This window comes from Heliomicrobium modesticaldum Ice1 (assembly GCF_000019165.1).
In the GTDB taxonomy this organism is placed as follows: domain Bacteria; phylum Bacillota; class Desulfitobacteriia; order Heliobacteriales; family Heliobacteriaceae; genus Heliomicrobium; species Heliomicrobium modesticaldum.
Genome location: NC_010337.2, coordinates 2,347,501 through 2,367,212, shown reverse-complemented (window position 1 = coordinate 2,367,212; position 19,712 = coordinate 2,347,501). Strand labels below are relative to the sequence as shown.

The 19,712-nt window shown below is 56.9% G+C and carries 14 protein-coding genes, 2 tRNA genes, 1 rRNA gene and 1 pseudogene (1 of these 18 running past the window's edge); 1 reads left to right on the top strand and 17 read right to left on the bottom strand.

Features of this window, described 5'->3' with window-relative positions; all coding sequences use genetic code 11:
• Positions 1-58: 58 nt before the first annotated feature.
• From HM1_RS10870 to HM1_RS10815, 12 genes and pseudogenes are all read right to left on the bottom strand, one after another.
• Positions 59-826, bottom strand: coding sequence for a DUF881 domain-containing protein (locus HM1_RS10870; protein WP_041313788.1), 768 nt, complete (start codon positions 824-826; stop codon positions 59-61).
• 14 nt (positions 827-840) lie between these two features.
• Entirely contained in the window at positions 841-1,578 is a 738-nt protein-coding gene (locus HM1_RS10865; protein WP_012283422.1) for a DUF881 domain-containing protein, read from the bottom strand.
• Between the two features lie 62 nt (positions 1,579-1,640).
• Positions 1,641-3,263, bottom strand: a complete 1,623-nt coding sequence (locus HM1_RS10860) for a DEAD/DEAH box helicase (protein WP_012283421.1) — start codon at positions 3,261-3,263, stop codon at positions 1,641-1,643.
• A 116-nt stretch (positions 3,264-3,379) separates the two neighbouring features.
• Entirely contained in the window at positions 3,380-4,648 is a 1,269-nt protein-coding gene (locus tag HM1_RS10855) for a competence/damage-inducible protein A (protein ID WP_012283420.1), read from the bottom strand.
• Positions 4,649-4,869: 221 nt separating this feature from the next.
• Positions 4,870-6,375 carry an AAA family ATPase gene (locus tag HM1_RS10850; RefSeq protein ID WP_012283419.1) on the bottom strand — a complete coding sequence of 502 codons (1,506 nt, stop codon included), beginning with the start codon at positions 6,373-6,375 and terminating at the stop codon, positions 4,870-4,872.
• A complete protein-coding gene (locus HM1_RS10845) occupies positions 6,372-6,896 on the bottom strand; it encodes a hypothetical protein (RefSeq protein ID WP_012283418.1) in 525 nt (174 codons plus the stop codon). Before HM1_RS10845 ends, HM1_RS10850 begins: the two co-directional genes overlap by 4 nt.
• Before the next feature lie 162 nt (positions 6,897-7,058).
• A complete protein-coding gene (gene pgsA, locus HM1_RS10840) occupies positions 7,059-7,610 on the bottom strand; it encodes a CDP-diacylglycerol--glycerol-3-phosphate 3-phosphatidyltransferase (protein ID WP_012283417.1) in 552 nt (183 codons plus the stop codon).
• The gene (rimO, locus tag HM1_RS10835) at positions 7,594-8,976 is read right to left on the bottom strand and encodes a 30S ribosomal protein S12 methylthiotransferase RimO (protein WP_012283416.1); all 1,383 of its coding nucleotides are present in this window, start codon (positions 8,974-8,976) and stop codon (positions 7,594-7,596) included. Before rimO ends, pgsA begins: the two co-directional genes overlap by 17 nt.
• 130 nt (positions 8,977-9,106) lie before the next feature.
• Positions 9,107-11,078 (bottom strand): annotated as a pseudogene (locus tag HM1_RS10830) (YgiQ family radical SAM protein).
• Between the two features lie 122 nt (positions 11,079-11,200).
• Entirely contained in the window at positions 11,201-12,373 is a 1,173-nt protein-coding gene (locus HM1_RS10825) for an acetoin utilization protein AcuC (protein ID WP_012283414.1), read from the bottom strand.
• Positions 12,374-12,375: 2 nt separating this feature from the next.
• Entirely contained in the window at positions 12,376-13,014 is a 639-nt protein-coding gene (locus HM1_RS10820) for a CBS and ACT domain-containing protein (protein WP_012283413.1), read from the bottom strand.
• Positions 13,015-13,031: 17 nt separating this feature from the next.
• On the bottom strand, positions 13,032-13,679 hold the full coding sequence (locus HM1_RS10815; RefSeq protein WP_335324185.1) for a GNAT family N-acetyltransferase: 648 nt from the start codon (positions 13,677-13,679) through the stop codon (positions 13,032-13,034).
• 187 nt (positions 13,680-13,866) lie between these two features.
• Between HM1_RS10815 and HM1_RS10810 the strand changes: the two genes are divergently transcribed.
• Positions 13,867-14,616 (top strand): hypothetical protein, encoded by a 750-nt coding sequence (locus tag HM1_RS10810; RefSeq protein ID WP_041313780.1) that lies wholly within the window; start codon positions 13,867-13,869, stop codon positions 14,614-14,616.
• Between the two features lie 163 nt (positions 14,617-14,779).
• Here the strand turns inward: HM1_RS10810 and HM1_RS10805 are convergent, their stop codons facing one another.
• The 5 genes from HM1_RS10805 to HM1_RS10785 form a co-directional block, all read right to left on the bottom strand.
• Complete coding sequence (locus HM1_RS10805) at positions 14,780-15,964, bottom strand: PP2C family protein-serine/threonine phosphatase (protein ID WP_012283409.1); 1,185 nt, start codon at positions 15,962-15,964, stop codon at positions 14,780-14,782.
• 272 nt (positions 15,965-16,236) lie between these two features.
• Positions 16,237-17,235, bottom strand: a complete 999-nt coding sequence (locus HM1_RS10800) for a polysaccharide deacetylase family protein (protein WP_187147775.1) — start codon at positions 17,233-17,235, stop codon at positions 16,237-16,239.
• A 126-nt stretch (positions 17,236-17,361) separates the two neighbouring features.
• Positions 17,362-17,437, bottom strand: a tRNA-Met gene (locus HM1_RS10795).
• Between the two features lie 6 nt (positions 17,438-17,443).
• Positions 17,444-17,518, bottom strand: a tRNA-Asn gene (locus HM1_RS10790).
• A 100-nt stretch (positions 17,519-17,618) separates the two neighbouring features.
• Positions 17,619-19,712, bottom strand: a 23S ribosomal RNA gene (locus HM1_RS10785); it runs 820 nt beyond the window's last position.

The following is a 19,712-nucleotide window of genomic DNA, read 5'->3' as shown; positions in this document are numbered from 1 at the left end:
TTGTCAATATGAGCATTTTCTTCAATCAAAAAGCATCCCTTGGTATGGCCCTGAGGTGTCAATCGGCTTTCCACAAGGCAGAGAGACCGGACGACCGCCGGGGTTCAAGCACAGGTTTGGCATAGCGGAACTTCAGCGTACCTGAGTAGGCTGGGATTTCCACTTCAGACTGTTTAAGGATCTTTACATCGATCTTGTTTTCTTTCAGGCTGGCGATTTTGCCGTCTGTGACCTGAAGATAACGGGACAATTCATCAGCGTTGCCGATGGCGTCGATGACGAAGACATGATTACGGCCACTGCTGATCGGCGTTTTATTGACCAGAATGTTGTTGCCGGAGACATAGATTTCCGAATTGGCGACAATGCGCTGGCCATTGATGGCGATGGCTTCAGCCCCTCCGTAGCGGAGGATGTTGACGATGTCCATCAGATCAAAGATATCCAGCGGCAGGTTGGGGACGAGGTGATCATCCAAGGTCAGGCGGATGCCGGGACCTTTGACGGGATAGTAGCCTGTGAGGATGCGCAGCCGGTCGATCTCATCGGACAAACCGGCGCCGACAACCCCTTTGGCCACTTCTTCGTACTTGGCGATCTCTGCCTTGGTCCGGGCCACCTCTTTTTCCAAAGCGGCGTTGTCTTTGCCCATTTTTTCTAAGATCTCATTCAGCGAGTTGCGCCGCTCTTGGATCTCGGAACGCCCCTTGGCGATCAGGGTGGCCGTGTTAAACTGGGTCACCAACAAGATACCGAGAGCCATGGCTACAATGGTGGCCGCCACCTGCCATTTTTTCCACCGCATCTTCACGTTTATCACATTCATGGCTTTGTCCCCGCCTAGTCATCCTGCACCGCTTTGGCATATCGAAATTTAACCTCTCCCCGGTAAGGAGGGATGTCGATACGGTCGCTGGGAACAACGTCAAAAACAATGCCATACTGTTGGCGCAGGTTTTTCAAGAAGAGCGTCGTCATCGACATATTGACGGAGGCCGTCAGCGTTTTCGGGTCGCCGACAGCGCTGATGACAAAGGGCGGAATGATGTACTCACCGTTGACGAAGATGGTTGTTCCGCCGCAGAAGATCTCCGAGGTGCTGATCAGCCGTTGATCATTGATGCTGATCGCCTCGGCGCCGCCCGTCCAGAGGGTGTTGACCAGTTCGCGCAGGTAGGCGTCGTGGATGTAGTAGTTGTTCGGGTCGTCCTTACGGATCGTCTCCAGTTGCTGCGCCTTGGGACTGTCGTTGAGGGTGATGACGATCCCCGGGCCCTCGACGTGCGTCAATCCGGCAGCGACCCGCGTCTTTTCCAGGGACTGTTGGAGGGCCTGCTTGGAATTCTCCCCTTCGCGGTATTTTGCCAATTGGCCTTTCAGCTCCATGAGCTGCGCCGCCAGCGCCTCTTTGGAGCGTTCCGTCTGAATCAGCGTCGCTGTCAGTTCATCGACCGAAGTGGCCGAAGACTGACGGATGATCTCCGTCTGGGTCCTCCACTGGACCGTCGTGGAGAGGCCGATGAAAAAGCAGACAAGGGTCACCACGGCGATGGCCTGGTTGCGCCGATTCCATTGCATGCTTTGCTCCCCCTCCCCCCATAAACCAGGAAAGGCCGGACGAGCCGACCCATCTTCCGGTTCTAGCGGGCTTTGGCCGGTTCGACGCTGATCTTGCGGCCTTTGATCATATTCTGATGCATAACGCCCATGACGCGACCGGCCACGTCCTCGGGTACTTCCACAAAGGTGAACTTATCGTAGATATTAATGACGCCGATCACGTTGCCGGGGATGCCGGCCTCTTCAGCGATGGCGCGGACGATGTCCTGGGGACGGATGCCCTGGGCGCGGCCGATGTTCATGAACAAGCGGACCATACCCGGTTCGGCGCCGGTATTGCCGAATTCAGGGGCTTCATCCTTCTCCGTTTCCGCTTCAGGGCCTTCTATGAGCAATTTGAGGGTAGCTGCAGCGATTTCCATCGGATCATATTCCTCTGCCAGTTCGCTGATGATGCTCTTGTATTCGCCAAAGTGGCCGCCGTCGAGGAGCTTGACGATTTTCATCTTGTGGGCTTCCTTCTGCCGCTCAACAATATCGGCCATGGAGGGCAGATCACGCCGCTGAATGCGGGCTTTGGTGACCCGCTCGATGAGCTTCAACTGGCGGTATTCGCGGTAGTTGATCAGGGTGATGGCAATGCCCTTGCGACCGGCTCGACCGGTCCGGCCAATGCGGTGAACATAAGACTCCGGATCCTGCGGGATGTCGTAATTGATGACGTGGGTCACGTTCTCCACGTCAAGACCGCGAGCAGCCACGTCGGTGGCGATGAGCAGTTCAGCCTTGCCGTCGCGAAACTTCTTCATCACCCGGTCCCGCTGGGCCTGGGTCAGGTCGCCGTGGAGGCCTTCAGCGAAATAGCCTCGCGTCTCCAGGGCAGCCACCAATTCGTCAACGCCCCGCTTGGTGCGGCAGAAGATGATCGACGAACCGATCTCCTCCATATCGAGAATGCGGCAGAGGGCGTCTACCTTCTGGGACTCCTTGCACTCATAGTAAACCTGTTCGATCAGAGGAACCGTCAGCTTGTCCCGGGAGATGGTGACAAACTCGGGCTCTTTCATGTATTGGCGGGCCAGTTGCTGGATCGGCCCCGGCATGGTGGCTGAGAAGAGCAACGTCTGCCGTTCCTCCGGCGTTTCCTTGAGGATGGCTTCGATGTCTTCGACGAAGCCCATGTCGAGCATCTCATCGGCCTCATCGAGAACGACCATGCGCACATTGTTCAGGCGCAGCGTCTTACGGCTCAGGTGATCGAGTATCCGGCCCGGCGTGCCGATGACGACCTGGACGCCGTAGCGGAGCGCCCGGATCTGACGGTCGATGGACTGGCCGCCGTAGACGGGGAGGGCCTTCAGATCGTTTTGGCGGCCGATTTTGCTGATCTCCTGGGCGACCTGGATGGCCAACTCCCGGGTGGGGCACAGCACGAGGGCCTGGACGCGCCCGTCGCGGGGGTTGAGCGTTTCGGCCATGGGGATGCCGAAGGTGGCCGTCTTGCCGGTGCCGGTCTGAGCTTGGCCGATCAGGTCCTTGCCCTGCATGATAACGGGAATCGCCTTGGCCTGGATGGGAGAGGGCTCTTCAAAGCCCATGTCGAAGATGGCCTTGGCTACCTTCGGGCTCAACTCGATCTCGCCGAATTTTACCTTGTCCTTAGCCTTGTCCTGATCGTTTGCTATGTTCTTGTTTTCTACCATTTTTGCTCTCCTTCATTCTTTCTCACAACAGTTAGCAAAAGAGGTGTACTCCTCTTGTAGGGTGCCCTCTGCCTTCTTATCCGGAGGGACAGATTGTGTGTTGCTCTTACGGTTGGTTACCCCGGCCGGTCGGCATTCCCTCCCTCCCCGGTCAGGTACAACCGCAACCGGTTGAGGACGGTGAAGGCTGTTTTCTCCTTGATCGTCAGCCGGTCCCCAAAGAACTGCAGCTCCTCCACCTCTTCTTTATCATGGGAGACCAGCGCCATATGGACGAGGCCGACCGGCTTTTCCTCGCTCCCCCCGCCCGGTCCGGCGATGCCCGTGACGGCCAAGGCGACATCGGCGCCGGCAAGGCGGCGCACGCCGCGCGCCATAGCCAGCGCTGTCTCGGGACTGACGGCGCCGTGACGGCGGAGAATCGCCTTCTCCACACCGAGCACCTGCCCTTTGGCCTCATTCGAATAAGCAGTAACGCCGATAAGAAAATAGTCTGACGCTCCCGCCACATTAGTGAGCAAATGGCTGATCAAGCCGCCGGTGCAAGACTCTGCCACCGCCAATGTCCGCTTTTGCTCGGCCAGCAGACGCCCCGCCACAGCGGCGATGCTCTCCTCATCCGCCCCGTAGACGAAGGGATGAAGACGGCGGCGGATCTCAGCCTCCTCGCCGGCGATCATCGCCTCGGCTTCCTTCACCGAGGGTGCCCGCGCCGTCAGGCGCACATGGACCTCCGCCGTCTTGGCCAGCAATGCAATGGTTGGGTTCGAAGCCTGCAACAGGTCGCACAGGCGGTTCTCCACCACCGATTCACCAGGTCCGATCACCTTCAACGTCTTCGAGTGCAGGACGCCGGGGCTGACCTTCGTCCGGTCGGCCAGATAGGGGGCCACTGTCTCCTCAAACATCGGCTTCATCTCAAAAGGCGGTCCCGGGAGCAAAATGACCGTCTTGCCTTCAGCTTCGACGATAATCCCCGGCGCCGTTCCCAAGTGGTTCGAGATAATCCGGGCGCCTGCCGGGATCAGCGCCTGCTTGATGTTGTTCTCCGGCATGGGGCGTCCCCGACGCCGGAAAAAGGCCTCGATGCGCGCCAGCACCGCAGGGTCCCTTTCCATGGACAAGCCGAAAATCTCGGCGACCACTTCCTTGGTCAGGTCATCCTGGGTGGGGCCCAGCCCACCTGTGGTAATGACCAGATCGGCCCGTTCGAGGGCCTTTTCGATGACACTCCGGATCCGCACGGGGTTATCTCCCACCGTCGTCTGGAAAAAGCAATAAACGCCCAGCCCGGCCAGACGCTCGGCCAAGTACTGGGCATTGGTGTTTAATGATTGACCCAGCAGCAGTTCCGTCCCAGTGGACACGATTTCGGCGCTTATCATGATAACACCCCCATCAAGCTTTTTCAACGGAGGGGCGTGAAAAAGGAAGGTTCAAGGAGGCATTCCAACGCTTTTTCTGCTGGAAGAAGGCGATCCTGAACGCTTCCTCTTATTATTTACCCGTTCCTTTTCCAATTATATCTTTTTCGCACACTTTGGGGAAGAGTGCCTGGGATGATACCGCATGCCGCACAGTATCGGCATTCTTCCCCTGAAAGTTTCTACGCCGTTTTCGCCAGATCGCTCATCTGTTCCCGAAACTCCTCTCCCGAGAGGGTTTCTTTTTCGCGCAGGCGGCGGGCGATGCCCTCCAAAAGGTGCCGGTGTAGCCTCAGCGCCTTGGCGACGAACTCCTGCTCCCGCTTCATGATCCGGCCCAGTTCGCGGAATCGGATCATCTCCGGGATTTCGTTGCCGTCGACCGGCCCCAGGTCAGAAAGACCGGACAAGATGATCCGCAAAGCCAATTGAGAAGCGTTGTGCAGGTCCTGGCGGGCACCGGAGGAACCTTCGCCGAAGACGAGCTGTTCCGCCGCCAGACCAGCCAAAGCGACGCGGATACCGCCGATCATATCGCTGTAGGTATCCAACACCTTCTCTTCCGGCGGCACCTGGCGCAGATAGCCAAGGGCGCGTCCCCGCGGTGAGATGGTCAGGCGGGCGACAGAACCAGGCCGTTGCCACTCGCTCAAGAGGGCGTGAGCTGTCTCGTGGACGGAGACGCGCCACAGCTCCTCCTCAATGGCCTTGCGATCGCCCGCTTCGCCGATGAGCACCTTTTCAATAGATTCTTTCAGCTGGTCGCTGTTGATCTCCTTATCCCCGGCCCGCAAGGCGAGAATGGCCGCTTCGTTGGCCACGCTCTCCAACTGGGCGCCGGAAAAACCAATCGTCTCCCGCGCAACAGCCTCTAAGTCCACATCGGGCGCCATCGGCTTGTTGCGCATGTGGATCTGCAGGATATGCTTGCGCCCCTCCCGATCAGGCAAGTCCACCTGGATCTGGCGGTCAAAACGACCAGGCCGCAGCAGGGCGGCGTCGAGCAGGTCAGGCCGGTTGGTGGCGCCCATCAGAAGCACCCGGATCGGGTCGTCCGCCTTCAGACCGTCCATTTCGACAAGCAGGGCGTTCAATGTCTGTTCATATTCCAGGTGACCCCGGTCGCCGCCTCGCTTGGCCCCGAGGACATCGATCTCGTCGATGAAGATGATGGCGCCGTTTTTTCCCTGCTTTTTCGCCTGTTCCCGCGCTCGCTTAAAAAGGCTACGGACACGGCCGGCGCCGACGCCGGCGTAGACTTCAATAAAGTCGCTGCCGGAGCAGGTGAGGTACACACTATCGGTATAGGCGGCGGCTGCTTTGGCCAGCAGGGTCTTGCCGGTTCCCGGCGGACCGCAGAGCAGGATACCTTTCAAAGGGCGGATGCCCAGTTCTGCCGTAGCGGCGCTATGAACCATAAAATCGAGGGCCTCGATCAATTCACGTTTGGCCACGGCTTGTCCGCCGATATCATCGAAAGAGAAAGCCCTTGGCGCAACGTAATCGCCCAGCCCGCCGCCCTGGCCCATCCCCTGCCGTTCTAGCAGAAAGTAAGCCAAAAAGCCGCTCGACAAAGCGATGAACAGCGGTAATGGGTTCATCAAACGATAAGAAAGGAAGAGGGCCAAAGCGACGCCGAAACCGAGGAGCGCTTCTTTCCAGTACTGCAGGATATCGGATCGATTCATCGCCGGTCGCCTCCCTTCTCCCGCGGCACGATCCGGTAGAGGTAATGATCGCCGTTGACGATCCGCAGGTATACATTCTCATCATCAATCGAAATGTCTGCCTGAGCCGGGACGGCTCCAGCTCCGATCGCGTCGACCTGTTTTTTCATCTCTGTATAGTTGCCCGTGTCAATTCCCTGAAAGAGAGGAAACTGCAACTGTTCCCAGAGTTTCCGGCTCACCTCGTCAGGGTTGTCAGTCAGCCGAACCTGCGCTTGCGGACCCAGGTGCTGCCTGACGATCTTGCTCAACTGGCGATGCGCCTCTCCCAGGTCGCTGACCAACACCGGCGAGATCTCGACGACCTTTTTTCCAGTATCTTCGCTGTGATTCTCCACGACAGCACCAGGCGCCACGGCGGCAATCGCTTGTTTCAAGGGCTGTTCCACGCCAAAACGGCTGTACGCCGATTCGACGCCCCAGAGCAGCGCCAGGGCGACGGCAGCGAAAACCGCCACCCACAGCGGTTTGATCCCTTTCATCCTTGCATCCTCCTCTTCCCCAAGAAAAAACAAGGGACCTTTTTAGGTCCCTATTTGCACTATTCATATGATGATTATACGCTTTTGAATAGGTCTTTTCACTAGGGAACAGGTGGGAACGAGAAGACAAAGGGGTAAAAAAACAAAAGAACCGCTGAAAACTTACGCTTCCAGGCGGTTTTTCAGATACTTCTTCGCTTTTACAAAATAATCGATGCCCGACCAGAGGGTGAAGAAGACGGTGAGATAGAGGATGATATCTGTAACGGGCAACGGCACGACAAAGCTGAGCACATGATCGATTAACATGGCCACGATGGTAATGATCTGAAAGACGGTCTTTAGCTTGCCCAGCTTGCTGGCCGCGACGGCATGGCCTTCCGCCGCCACGATGGCCCGCAATCCGGTGACGGCGAATTCCCGGCCGATGATGATCACGGCCACCCAGGCTGACAGCTTCCCCAACTGCACTAGGGAGATCAACGCCGCTGTGACCAGCAGCTTGTCGGCCAAAGGATCGAGAAAAGTGCCGAGACGGGTGATCTGTTTTCTTGACCGGGCGATATAACCGTCTAAACCGTCGGTGACAGCGGCCAGGATGAATACGGCAGCAGCCAAAAACTCCCGGTAGGGCACCTCTGGAATGAATAGGATGACCATGAAGAGGGGGACAAAGAGGATCCTTGTCAAGGTGACTTTATTCGCCAGGTTCATCGATCGCTTCCCCCATCAGGTCGTAGTGGCTGGCGGCAGTGATCCGAACGTTCGCCCACTCACCAATCATCCGGTGGCGCCCTTTAAACTCGATGTGACCATCCACCTCCGGCGCCTCCCGCTCGCTGCGTCCCCGGTAGAGCCCAGGTGCGACCTCTTCTTCGACGAGAACCTCCAACGTTTTGCCTATCCACTCCTGTTGAATCGACAAGGAAATTTCCTGTTGCAAGACCATCGCACGGTGATAGCGTTCCTCTTTGACCTCTTCGGGCACTTGATCGGCGAGCTTACCTGCCGGCGTATTCTCTTCCCGGGAGTATGTAAAAATACCGACCCGGTCAAAACGCATCTCGGCGAGGAAATCGAGGAGGCGTTGAAACTTCTCCTCTGTCTCCCCAGGCAGGCCGACGATAAAAGAGGTCCGAATGGCCAGCCCCGGTAGGCGCTCCCGCAAAGTCCGAATCAACCGGCGGATCTCATCCACACCGGCATGACGGTTCATGGACCGCAACAGTTCATCGTCGGCATGTTGCAGCGGCAGGTCTACATAACGACAGACCTTGGGCTCGGCAGCCATCGCCTCGATCAGTTCCGGCGTAAAATGCGAAGGATAGCAGTACATGAGCCGGATCCAGCGCAAACCATCGATAGACGCCAATTTGCCGATCAGTTGGGCCAAGCGAAACTCGCCATAGCGGTCGACGCCGTAGCAGGTCGTATCTTGGGCGATCAACAATGCCTCCTGGATACCCCGGTCAACAAGGGATCGCGTTTCTTCAACGATCGATTCCTCACTGCGGGAACGAAAGCGGCCGCGCAAGTTCGGTATGGCGCAATAACCGCAGCGGTTGTCGCAACCGTCGGCTATCTTTACATAGGCGTAGTGAAAAGGGGTCGAGAGCACCCGAGGCATTGTATGATCATAGAGAAAATCCGGCTTTCCCACTTCAAGAGAGCGCTTGCCCCGTAGCACCTCGGCGACGATAGACGTCACCCGAGGCACATCGCCAGGGCCGAAAAAGGCGTCCACCTCAGGCAGTTCTGCCGCCAGTTCACCCGCATAGCCCTGAGGCAGGCAGCCCGCCACCAGCAACGCCCGACACCGGCCCGTCTCTTTGTATCGGGCCAGTTCAAGGATGGTCTGGATCGACTCTTCCTTGGCGGGGAGGATGAAGCCACAGGTGTTGACCAGCAGGACGTGGGCGTCTTCTTCCCGTTGCGTCAATTCATAGCCGGCTTCGCGCAGCAATCCCATCATCACTTCCGTGTCGACACGGTTTTTTGCGCAGCCCAAGCTGGTGATGTGTATCTTCATCGTCAAAATCGCTTCCGTCCTTCCCCGCAAAAGAAATAGCGCGCCATCCATCCCCACGCTGAAGATGATGCTCGCTCGCTAATTTATTAGTATAACGAAAGGCAACAGGGATGTCAAAACGAGCAACCTTCCCGCCCGTTCCTTACGTCTGCCGCCCATCGGCTATCCATTCCTGCGCATTTTACCGGCGGCCTTTTCCGGACACGCCGCCAGTTGCTTTTCCAGTCCGCTTGCCGGCTGATTTACCGGCGACCGCCTTGCTGGTCCCGTGAACGGCGCCGGCCGTCCCCTTTTTCCCTGCCAGGTCACGGCTCCCTTTGCGCGCCGGACCCCTGTCGTCTTCCCGCCTATCGCTCATGCCAGGGCGGGGCGGTCGGATCAGAGCGCCCGGACCATATCCAACCAGGTCCATCCTCCCGGCGGCGCGCAACGCCTGGTAGATCAGGGGATAATTCTCGGGCCGGCGGAACTGCAAGAGCGCCCGCTGGCGGGCCTTTTCTTTCGGCGAACGGGGCACATAGACCGGTTTCATCGTCCGCGGGTCGATACCCGTGTAGTAGATGCAGGTGGACAGGCTGCCCGGCGTGGGAATAAAGTCCTGCACCTGCTCGGGATGGCAGCCCCAGTCGCGAAGCCGCTCGGCCAGTTCGATGGCCTCATGAATATCAGAACCGGGATGGCTCGACACCAGGTAGGGGACCAGGTATTGCTCCTTGCCCAATTCCTTGTTGACCTGTTCATATTCCTTTTTAAAAGCCTCATAGACATCGATGTTGGGTTTTCCCATCTGTCGGAGCACTTTGGGAGAGGCGTGCTCCGGCGCCACCTTCAGCTGACCGCTCACATGGTGCTCACAGAGCTCCTTTAAAAAGGCGCGACGGCGAGCCGGCTTATCGGCCATTAGGTAGTCAAAACGCAAACCTGAACGGATGAATACCTTCTTGACCCCGTCCAGTGCGCGCAACTTGCGCAGCAAGTCGAGCAGATCGCTGTGATCAACCTCCAAGTTTGGGCAGGGTTTGGGATGGAGACACTGGCGGTCGCGACAGGCGCCTGCTTTCCCCTGCTTTTTGCAGGCGGGACGGCGGAAGTTGACCGTCGGACCGCCCACATCGTGAATATAGCCTTTGAAGCGGGGAGAGCGAATCAACTGTCGGGCCTCGCGGACGAGAGATTCGTGGCTACGCCCTTGGATGATCCGTCCCTGGTGGAAGGTGAGGGCGCAGAAGGAGCAGCCGCCAAAACAACCCCGCTGGGCGGTGAGGCTGAACTCCACCTCTTCCAGTGCGGGTACCCCCCCCCATACCTTCATAAGACGGATGCGGCCGCCGCGCGAAGGGGAGAGCATAGATAGCGTCCATCTCTTTGGTCGTCAGCGGGCGGGCGGGGCGGTTCTGTACCAAGAACAGTTCCCCATGGGGCTGCGCGAGCGTCTTCCCATCAACAGGGTTCTGCTCCCGCTCCTGAACTTGAAAGGCCTTTGCATAGGCCCATTTATCGCTGGCCACCTCATCGTAGCCAGGAAGCACGATCGGCGCTTCACCCGGGATGGCGGCAAGATCAGAGGTGAGGTAGCAAACTCCTGCCGTCTTGGCGCCGAGAGGATGCATGAATTCCTCCCCTGAGCGTCGCCGGGAAAGTTCTTCTGCCAGGGCTGTGATCGGTTCCTCACCCATGCCGAAGACGAGCAGATCGGCTTTGGCGTCGACCAGCACGGAACGGCGGACTCTGTCTTCCCAGTAGTCGTAGTGGGCAAAGCGCCGCAGGCTGGCCTCAATCCCGCCGAGGATGATCGGCGGTTCTTTGTAAGCCTCCCGGCAACGGTGAGCGTAGACCAGGCTAGCCCGGTCAGGTCGCAAACCGGCGCGGCCGCCCGGCGAGTAGGCGTCTTCAGAGCGGCGCTTCTTCGCCGCCGTGTAGTGATTGACCATGGAATCGAGGTTGCCGGCCGTCACCAGCCAGGCCAACCGCGGTCGTCCCAAGACCTTGAAGGACCGAAGGTCCCGCCAGTCGGGCTGACTGATGATGCCGACCCGATATCCCCTGTTTTCAAGGACACGGCCGATGATGGCCGCCCCGAAGCTGGGGTGATCGACGTAGGCATCACCAGTAACCAGGATAAAGTCGCAGGCGTCCCAACCGAGTTCATTCATCTCTGCTTTGGAAAGCGGTAAAAAAGGCGCTGCCAAGGAAACCAACACCCCCCTTCCCTGGTAGTCTGCCCAAAGGGGTATATCGCCTGCCTGGAAAGGTGAGCGAAAACGACGAAACCTTTTCACGGCAGGCGATGAGCGCGAATCAAATCCACAGCATCCCGCATGGCCCGCTGTAAAGTGACCCGGTTTTTGTCCTCAATGATCGCCCGGCGCGGGATGGGCGGATACTCGCCCGGCTCATCGCGCATCCGTGATGGCAAGGATACGGGGCTTTGCGACTGCCAGCGCATCTGCCAGTCCTTGGGGATCTCTTCGATGGGCGAACAGTCGTTCATCTCTGCCCAGAGCAACGACCAGGCCCGGGGAACGACCCGCCAGTGGTCGTAACCACCGCCACCCAGCGCCAGCCAGCGTCCCTGACAGTAGGTATGGGCGAGGCGGTGGGCCAGCCGAGGCACAGCTTCAAAACTGCGCGTCGTCAGCGCCAGATGGGTCAAGGGATCAAGGTAATGGGCGTCACAACCGTTCTGGGTGATCAGCAAATCCGGCTGAAAAGCCTCGATCAGCGGCTCTACGGCGCGCTCGTAGAGTTCGATAAAGGAATCGTCCTCTGTGTACGCCTCCAAGGGAAGGTTGACGGAAAAACCGTAGCCCTCAAAACGCCCCCGCTCCTCCACGTGACCTGTTCCCGGGAAAAGGTATCGACCCGTCTCATGAATCGAGATGGTCAGCACCGTCGGATCATCATAAAAGATCGACTGGACACCATCGCCGTGGTGGGCATCGGTATCGATGTAAGCCACTTTTAGGCCATAGCGACGCTGCAGAAAGGCGATGGCAATGGCAGCATCATTGACGACACAAAACCCCGAGGCCCGGTTGCGGTGACCATGATGGAGCCCCCCGGCTATCTGGAAGACATGGTCCGTTTCCCCTTCCATAATCAGCCTCGCTCCCTGCAAAGTCGCCCCGGCTACGAGGCGCGTGGCCTCCCCCATGCCGGGAAAGGCAGGTGTTTCGTCATCGCCTAACCCGAAGGGACGCAGTTGCTCCGGAAGAAGCCTGCCTTCCCCGGCGCCTTCGATGGCGTCCAGCAACGCCTCCGAATGGACCGAACGCAATTCCTCACGGGTGCAAGCTTCCGGCGGCACGATCTGGGACGGCGCGATCAGCCCGCAGCGGCGGATCAGATCAACAGTCACTTCGAGCCGCAGGGGGTTGAAGGGGTGTTCAGGCCCAAAATGGTAGGTATGGAAGTCGGGCGAGTAAATCAAAAGAGGCGGTCTTCCCATGCCTATTCCCCCTTTAATGCCATCGGGAATACCACGGCATAACCAGCCTCTCTAATCTCCTGAATGATTTGCCGGGGATCAAAGGTGGCGATGCGCAGGGCGATGACCCGACTGCTCCGCTGCCGAGCAGGGTTCACGAAAACACTGATGATATTCACGCCGTGGGCTTTCATGATCCTGGCGATATCAAGCAGCGCGCCGGGGCGATCAGGAACTTCAACCTCCAGATACGATCCCGGTTGCCCCATGCCCAACATATCGACGATGGCATGCAACAGATCTGTAGTGGTGATGATCCCCACCAGTTTCCCGGCCTGCACAACAGGCAGACAACCGATCCGGTGGTCGTAGAGCATTTTCGCTGCGTCTTCAATGGCATCGAGAGGGTGAACAGTGATGATAGATGTATGTACGATATCCTTGACCCGAGTAGTCGAAAGAATCTCCAGATTATCCGCTTCCAAAATGGAGGGCTTTACATCCCGCAAGTCCCGGTCGGAGATGATCCCGAGCAGCCGACCCTCGTCCACAACCGGCAGATGGCGTACGCGCTTCTGCTCCGCCAGCGTCAGCGCCTCCAAAACCGTCGTTTCCGGTCCGACCACATAGACCTGACGGACCATGATATCCTCAACGAGCATCCAAACAACGCCTCCCGTTAAAACATCCACCGATTTTGATAGAGCGATTCCTCGAATAACAGCACCGTATCCTGGGGAACCAACGGCCCGACGCGGGCCATCAGCATATTGGCCGGATGGGCCAGGATATCCGGTTCATCTGTGCCGACCCGGCGCAAACCGACCCGATTGAAGAGACTTTCAAGAAACTTCTGATATTCCCACACCGAAAGACCGGTGCCTTTTAAGTCCCAGTGCCAGTAATACTCCGTAGCAATGATGATATAAGCATCCAGGGCGCCGCCGCTGAAGGCGACCTCGAGCAGATGGCTGCTGATATGCATGCCCCGCCACTGCTTGCTCGTCTCGATGGCGCCCAATTCAAGCATGCCGGGAACTTGATTATGGGCCCATCGCTCAAACTCTTCCGGTCGATGAAAGGTCACATAGCCGATGATTCGCGCATCATGAATGGCGACGATCACCTGTCCCTCCGGCAGCGCCGCAATCTCCGCCAACGCTTTCTGCTGTTCTTTTGGCGGGCGAAAGGCGCTCAGCCCCTCATCCAAGTCATGACGTAAAACCTCCTCAGCGGTGATAGGACCCAATATGGTCACATCACCTCGCTCCGTCTGAATGATGCGCGGCGTGCGCAATACATTGACTGCCGTAATTATAACCCCCACCTTCCACAATTTATTGTCTCCTGCTGTCATAGATTCACGAAGCAGGAGTTTTTGTCAGGGTAGCGAAGGAATAACGAGACAAATGTCGATAATCCAATCGTTACGGGGGTGAATTCGACTGCATCGTCGAACTCGATCATCGGCAACTCGCAATCGTACCCGGCGACGGGTAAAGGTGAAAGACCCTTTGCGTTTACTCCTGGGGCTGCTTTCCGGCGGGTGGCTCCTGGCCACCGCCGTCGCCCTTTGCTTCTACAGCTATATCCACTGGGAGCTATCCTCTCCTCCCACCTACTGGGAAACCATCGCCGGACGCTACTACCGGGATTTGACTTGGGCCTTTTTCCTGGCCTTCAGCGCCTCTGTCACCGTGCTGGCCTTCCGCGTCACCTATCAATTGGCAGCTGAGCGTCCTCCCATGAATGACAGCGGGTACTGGCGATTAAAAGCGATCCTGCTCAGCCTCGTTGTCCTCTTCCTGGCGGAGACGGCAGGGTTGACCGTCAAATCACTGGACGCCTATTACGCCTACTACGACGCCGCCTACCCCGCCTTCGGGGAGGGAAAGTACTTAAAAGGCATAGAATCAGGCGATTCCGTCGAAATCCGGCTGGAAATCAACGATCAGATCGTCCCATTCTCTGCGCCCGCCGGCGGAGACTGGAAGTCTCTTCAATGGAAAGAGCCCGTCGTCTTCCAGTATGGCGAAAAAACGCGGACCCTGGGCCACATTGAATCCATCGCCGCGCCAGTAACCGATCTGTCTTCCGCTCCCGCGTCGGCGACACCTTCGGGAAATGGCACAGCAGCGCCTGCGACTGCCAACTCAGCTACCGGCGGCAACAAAGGAACAGGCTCGACTTCCAAGGCTGCCCCGGCTGTCAAAGGACAGGCGCCTGGCGTCTCTAGTCAAAGCACAGGAGGAACGGGTCGGTAGAACCCTTATCCTATCACCCATCGTTCGGTCAGAAAGTGGCATTCCCGCCGGCAAGGGGTTTGCCACTTTTTACTGTGAAAAAAAGCAGTTTTGTACGAATTCACTGAACTACATATGATCCTGCGATTCCGTCCGTATCAACCTGACCGGACTCAGTCGTCTATCACCTCAAATGTTCGATGACCATGAGGCAGATGTCATCCGGTTGAGGCATCTGTTGGGCGAAAGCGCTGATACGGGCCATGATCGCCTCAGCCATTTTTTTTGCCGGCAAATATCGGAGCTCTTTCACGAGGTCTACAAAGCGACTGAAACCGAAGCACTCTTTGCGCTCGTTGACCACGTCATAGATGCCATCTGTATACAAGACCAGTTTGTCGCCCGGCAGAATGTCAACCTCTCTCGACTCGTACACAGCCGTATCAAAAAGGCCCAGAGGGAAACCGTCCGTGTCGAGCTTTTCCACGTCGTCACTGTCACCGCGCAACAAAAGCGGACTAGGATGACCAGCGTTGGCATAATGGACTCTGCCGGTCGCTTCATTGACCAGCAGCGAGAAGGCCGTGACAAAGGTACCTGTCAATTCGCCCTCCACCATTTTTCCGAACTGCAGGTTCAACCGGTCAAGCACCTCTCCCGGCGCCAGGGTTTCTTGGGTGATAGACCGCATCATCGTGCTGATCACCATCGTCAACATGGCCGCCGAAACACCGTGACCGGAAACATCAGAAACAAAAACGCCAACCTCATCTTTGTTGACGGTGATAAAGTCGTAGAAATCACCGCCAATCTCGATGGTGGGTCGATAGGCCACCTCAAAGACCAATCGTTCCATGGAGGGATACCCCGTCGGCAGAAGGTGTTGCTGAACATGGCGAGCCATTCTCAACTCTTCTGTGAGAATGGCGTTCTTCGATTCGATCTCCTGGTAACTCTTCTCTAATTGGCGATATAACTTGCGAATGCGCAGCAGCGATTTGACGCGCGTCAGCAATTCTACTCGGTTAAAGGGTTTGCTGATAAAATCGTCGGCGCCGGCTTCGATCCCTTTAATCCGGTCCTCCACTTCATGAAGGGCGGTGACCAAAACCACGGGAATCAGTTGCGTATGGGGATCCTCTTTCAGCTTCGCACAAACCTCAAAGCCGTTCATCCCCGGCATCATCACGTCCAGCAGGATCAGATCGGGCAATGTTCGTTGTATGGATTCAAGCGCTTGCTCTCCATTAAAGGCGGTAAGCACCTGGTAACCAGCCCGGGTCAACTGCAAACGCATCAGTTCCACGTTGGTCACAACATCATCCACGACCAGAATTTGGGCACTCGATTCCCAGGTTTCTTCAAACACCAAGATGCCCTCCTTGAAAGGCAATTCCTTCTAGCATTATATCACATTTTACGGAAGGTTCGCCATGAGAACAGGCGCTTGGCTCATCGGCTTTCTCTGTATCTCCCTGACGATCGTCGCCTTTTTGTCTCCTCTGCTGCCTTTTGTCGGACCCGATCGTCTTTTGGCAAACGAATCGTGGGCGCCGAAGGGGGTTATCGCCCATGCCGGGCGCACGTGCAGAAGGGCGAACCAAAAACGGTCCGCCCTTCTTTCGCTACGCCACTTACCGATCAGTGTTGATACATGACGACCGGTCTTGCAATATGTTCCAACGATTTGAAGGCAAAACCTTGCTTCGTCAGCTCTTCGATGATAGCGGGGAGAGCCACCGGCAGCGAGATTTTTCCGGGGCCGTCGTGGAAGAGAATTACAGCCTTTTCCTTGTCGGCCACCTGCCGCAAAACCTGCCCATAGATGGACTCTGCGCCAACGACAGGTGCCGCCGTATCCCTCGAATCGACATTCCAATCATGAAGCACATAGCCTTGTTCCGTCAACCGTTTGATGAATTCGACGGACATATTGCCTTTTGTTCCGCCGGGGGCTCGAACATGTTTTGGTCGTTCGTCCAGCAACCGATGAAGAACCTCTTCTGCTTGCTGCAAGTCTTGGATAAAGGCCGTTGGACTGGAATAAATCTGGCGATACCGATGGGAGTAGGTGTGATTCCCGATCAGATGCCCCTCCGAGCGGATCCTACGGATGAGATCAGGGCGGGCATCGGCTTGACTGCCGATGACAAAGAAGGTGGCTTGCACCTTATATTTATCCAAAATATCGAGGACCTGCGGTGTAATATCACTCGGGCCATCATCGAAAGTCAAGTAAGCTACCTTGGCCGATCGCTTGGCCACCGGCGCAACAGGGGATAAAAGCACTTCACCGCCGGGTTTCTGATCCTCTTTTCCAGTTACCTCCTCCAACTGTGTGGCTATCGGAGCTCCGGAAGGGGAAGCGACGGATTGATCATCTTCAGGGACTGACTGATGCTCCGCAAAGATGATACCTTGTGTCAAATCCACATCATCTATGGGGTCATTCACTTCACCAACCATGGCTACAACCTCATCGGCAAATAGCCAGGGAAATATGTTCATCGCCAATTGACTTCTTTTCTCAGGGGACAATTGACTAATATACATCCCTGTTTGTACGAGGAAGAAAAAGGCAAAAGATAACATGAATAATTTCATGAGCGGAATCCCTAAATCCCGCATTTTATGCTCCACAAATTCGACCCCTTTCCCCATCATTGATTATAATTTATTCTGCACGATAATTCCACTCTACCTTACGGTATGATATTACCATAAAAAACAAAAACAGGTGTCTCTTTCGACACCTGTTCATCGTCTTGGTTGCGGGGGCAGGACTTGAACCTGCGACCTTCGGGTTATGAGCCCGACGAGCTACCAACTGCTCCACCCCGCGGCAATCTGGCTCCTCGAGTAGGATTCGAACCTACAACCTACCGGTTAACAGCCGGTTGCTCTACCGTTGAGCTATCGAGGAACAAGGGTAAGGAGATTCTACCTAGTCTTATATGAGATTGGCATCAACCGCATAGAAGACGGGCTTGCCCCTTGAAAACCACACAGCGGATAAAGCGCAAAAGGTCAAGTCCTCGACCGATTCGTACCCGTCGACTGAACGCCTCGCGGCGCGTACATCTCGGGCCGATCTACCAGGTCATCCTCCTGGGGTCTTACCTCTTTCGAGTGGGAAGTCTCATCTTTGGGTCGGTTTCGCGCTTAGATGCTTTCAGCGCTTATCCGCTCCCGACATAGCTACCCAGCGCTGCCGTTGGCACGACAACTGGGACACCAGCGGTCGGTCCACCCCGGTCCTCTCGTACTAGGGGCAGCTCCCGTCAAACTTCCTCCGCCTGCGATGGATAGGGACCGAACTGTCTCACGACGTTCTGAACCCAGCTCACGTACCGCTTTAATGGGCGAACAGCCCAACCCTTGGGACCTACTTCAGCCCCAGGATGCGATGAGCCGACATCGAGGTGCCAAACCTCCCCGTCGATGTGGACTCTTGGGGGAGATAAGCCTGTTATCCCCGAGGTAGCTTTTATCCGTTGAGCGACGGCATTTCCACTCACATACCGCCGGATCACTAAGCCCGACTTTCGTCCCTGCTCGACTTGTCTGTCTCGCAGTCAAGCTCCCTTATGCCTTTGCACTCTTTAGACTGATTTCCAACCAGTCTGAGGGAACCTTTGGGCGCCTCCGTTACCTTTTAGGAGGCGACCGCCCCAGTCAAACTGCCCACCTGACACGGTCCCTGCGCCCGCTTCAGGGCGCCAGGTTAGAACTTCAGTGCATTCAGAGTGGTATCCCACCGTCGACTCCACCAAACCTGGCGGCCTGGCTTCCACGTCTCCCACCTATCCTGTACAAAACACACCAAAATCCAATGTCAGGCTACAGTAAAGCTCTACGGGGTCTTTCTGTCCTATCGCAGGTAACCCGCTTCTTCACGGGTAGATCAATTTCGCCGAGTCCCTCGTTGAGACAGTGCCCAGATCGTTACGCCTTTCGTGCGGGTCGGAACTTACCCGACAAGGAATTTCGCTACCTTAGGACCGTTATAGTTACGGCCGCCGTTTACTGGGGCTTCGGTTCAAAGCGTTAACCTCTCCCCTTAACCTTCCAGCACCGGGCAGGCGTCAGCCCCTATACGTCACCTTGCGGTTTGGCAGGGACCTGTGTTTTTGCTAAACAGTCGCCTGGGCCTCTTCACTGCGACTCCCTCGATGCTACGATTAAATAGCTCGCCGGAGTACCCCTTCTCCCGAAGTTACGGGGTCATTTTGCCGAGTTCCTTAACGAGGGTTTGCTCGCGCGCCTGAGGATTCTCTCCTCGCCTACCTGTGTCGGTTTGCGGTACGGGCACGTTACATCTCCCTAGAGGCTTTTCTTGGCAGTCTGGAATCAGTGACTTCGCTACTAAGGTTCGCTCCCCGTCAGACCTTCGCGTTGATGAGCGACGGATTTGCCTATCGCTCCGCTACCGTCCTTGGCCATGCTCGACCGGCGGCATGGTTCACCTATCCTCCTGCGTCCCCCCATCGGTCAAACGATCCAACGTGGTACAGGAATCTCCACCTGTTGTCCATCACCTACGCCTTTCGGCCTCGGCTTAGGTCCCGACTTACCCTGGGCGGACGAGCCTTCCCCAGGAAACCTTAGGCTTGCGGCGGGCAGGATTCTCACCTGCCTTTTCGCGTACTCATACCGGCATTCTCACTTCCTTGCGCTCCACCCAGCCTTCCGGCTGAACTTCTACGCCCAAGGAACGCTCCCCTACCCAAGACTTACGTCTTGCCGAAGCTTCGGCGGCCTGTTTAGCCCCGTGTCATTTTCCGCGCAGCGTCACTCGACCAGTGAGCTATTACGCACTCTTTCAATGATGGCTGCTTCTAAGCCAACATCCTGGTTGTCTGGGCAACGCCACATCGTTTTCCACTTAACAGGCACTTGGGGGCCTTAGCTGTCGGTCTGGGCTGTTTCCCTCTTGACGACGGATCTTAGCACTCGCCGTCTGACTCCCGGGCATAAATGCGGGCATTCTGAGTTTGACAGGGTTCGGTAACCGGTGAAGGCCCCTAGCCCTATCAGCGCTTTACCTCCCGCATTCTAATCCCGAGGCTAGCCCTAAAGCTATTTCGGGGAGAACCAGCTATCTCCGGGTTCGATTG

Excerpts from the sequence above, each read along its gene's own strand:
- HM1_RS10870 (WP_041313788.1), bottom strand. The coding sequence starts at position 826 with ATGAATGTGATAAACGTGAAGATGCGGTGGAAAAAATGGCAGGTGGCG.
- HM1_RS10865 (WP_012283422.1), bottom strand. The coding sequence starts at position 1,578 with ATGCAATGGAATCGGCGCAACCAGGCCATCGCCGTGGTGACCCTTGTC.
- HM1_RS10860 (WP_012283421.1), bottom strand. The coding sequence starts at position 3,263 with ATGGTAGAAAACAAGAACATAGCAAACGATCAGGACAAGGCTAAGGAC.
- HM1_RS10855 (WP_012283420.1), bottom strand. The coding sequence starts at position 4,648 with ATGATAAGCGCCGAAATCGTGTCCACTGGGACGGAACTGCTGCTGGGT.
- HM1_RS10850 (WP_012283419.1), bottom strand. The coding sequence starts at position 6,375 with ATGAATCGATCCGATATCCTGCAGTACTGGAAAGAAGCGCTCCTCGGT.
- HM1_RS10845 (WP_012283418.1), bottom strand. The coding sequence starts at position 6,896 with ATGAAAGGGATCAAACCGCTGTGGGTGGCGGTTTTCGCTGCCGTCGCC.
- pgsA (WP_012283417.1), bottom strand. The coding sequence starts at position 7,610 with ATGAACCTGGCGAATAAAGTCACCTTGACAAGGATCCTCTTTGTCCCC.
- rimO (WP_012283416.1), bottom strand. The coding sequence starts at position 8,976 with ATGGATGGCGCGCTATTTCTTTTGCGGGGAAGGACGGAAGCGATTTTG.
- HM1_RS10825 (WP_012283414.1), bottom strand. The coding sequence starts at position 12,373 with ATGGGAAGACCGCCTCTTTTGATTTACTCGCCCGACTTCCATACCTAC.
- HM1_RS10820 (WP_012283413.1), bottom strand. The coding sequence starts at position 13,014 with ATGCTCGTTGAGGATATCATGGTCCGTCAGGTCTATGTGGTCGGACCG.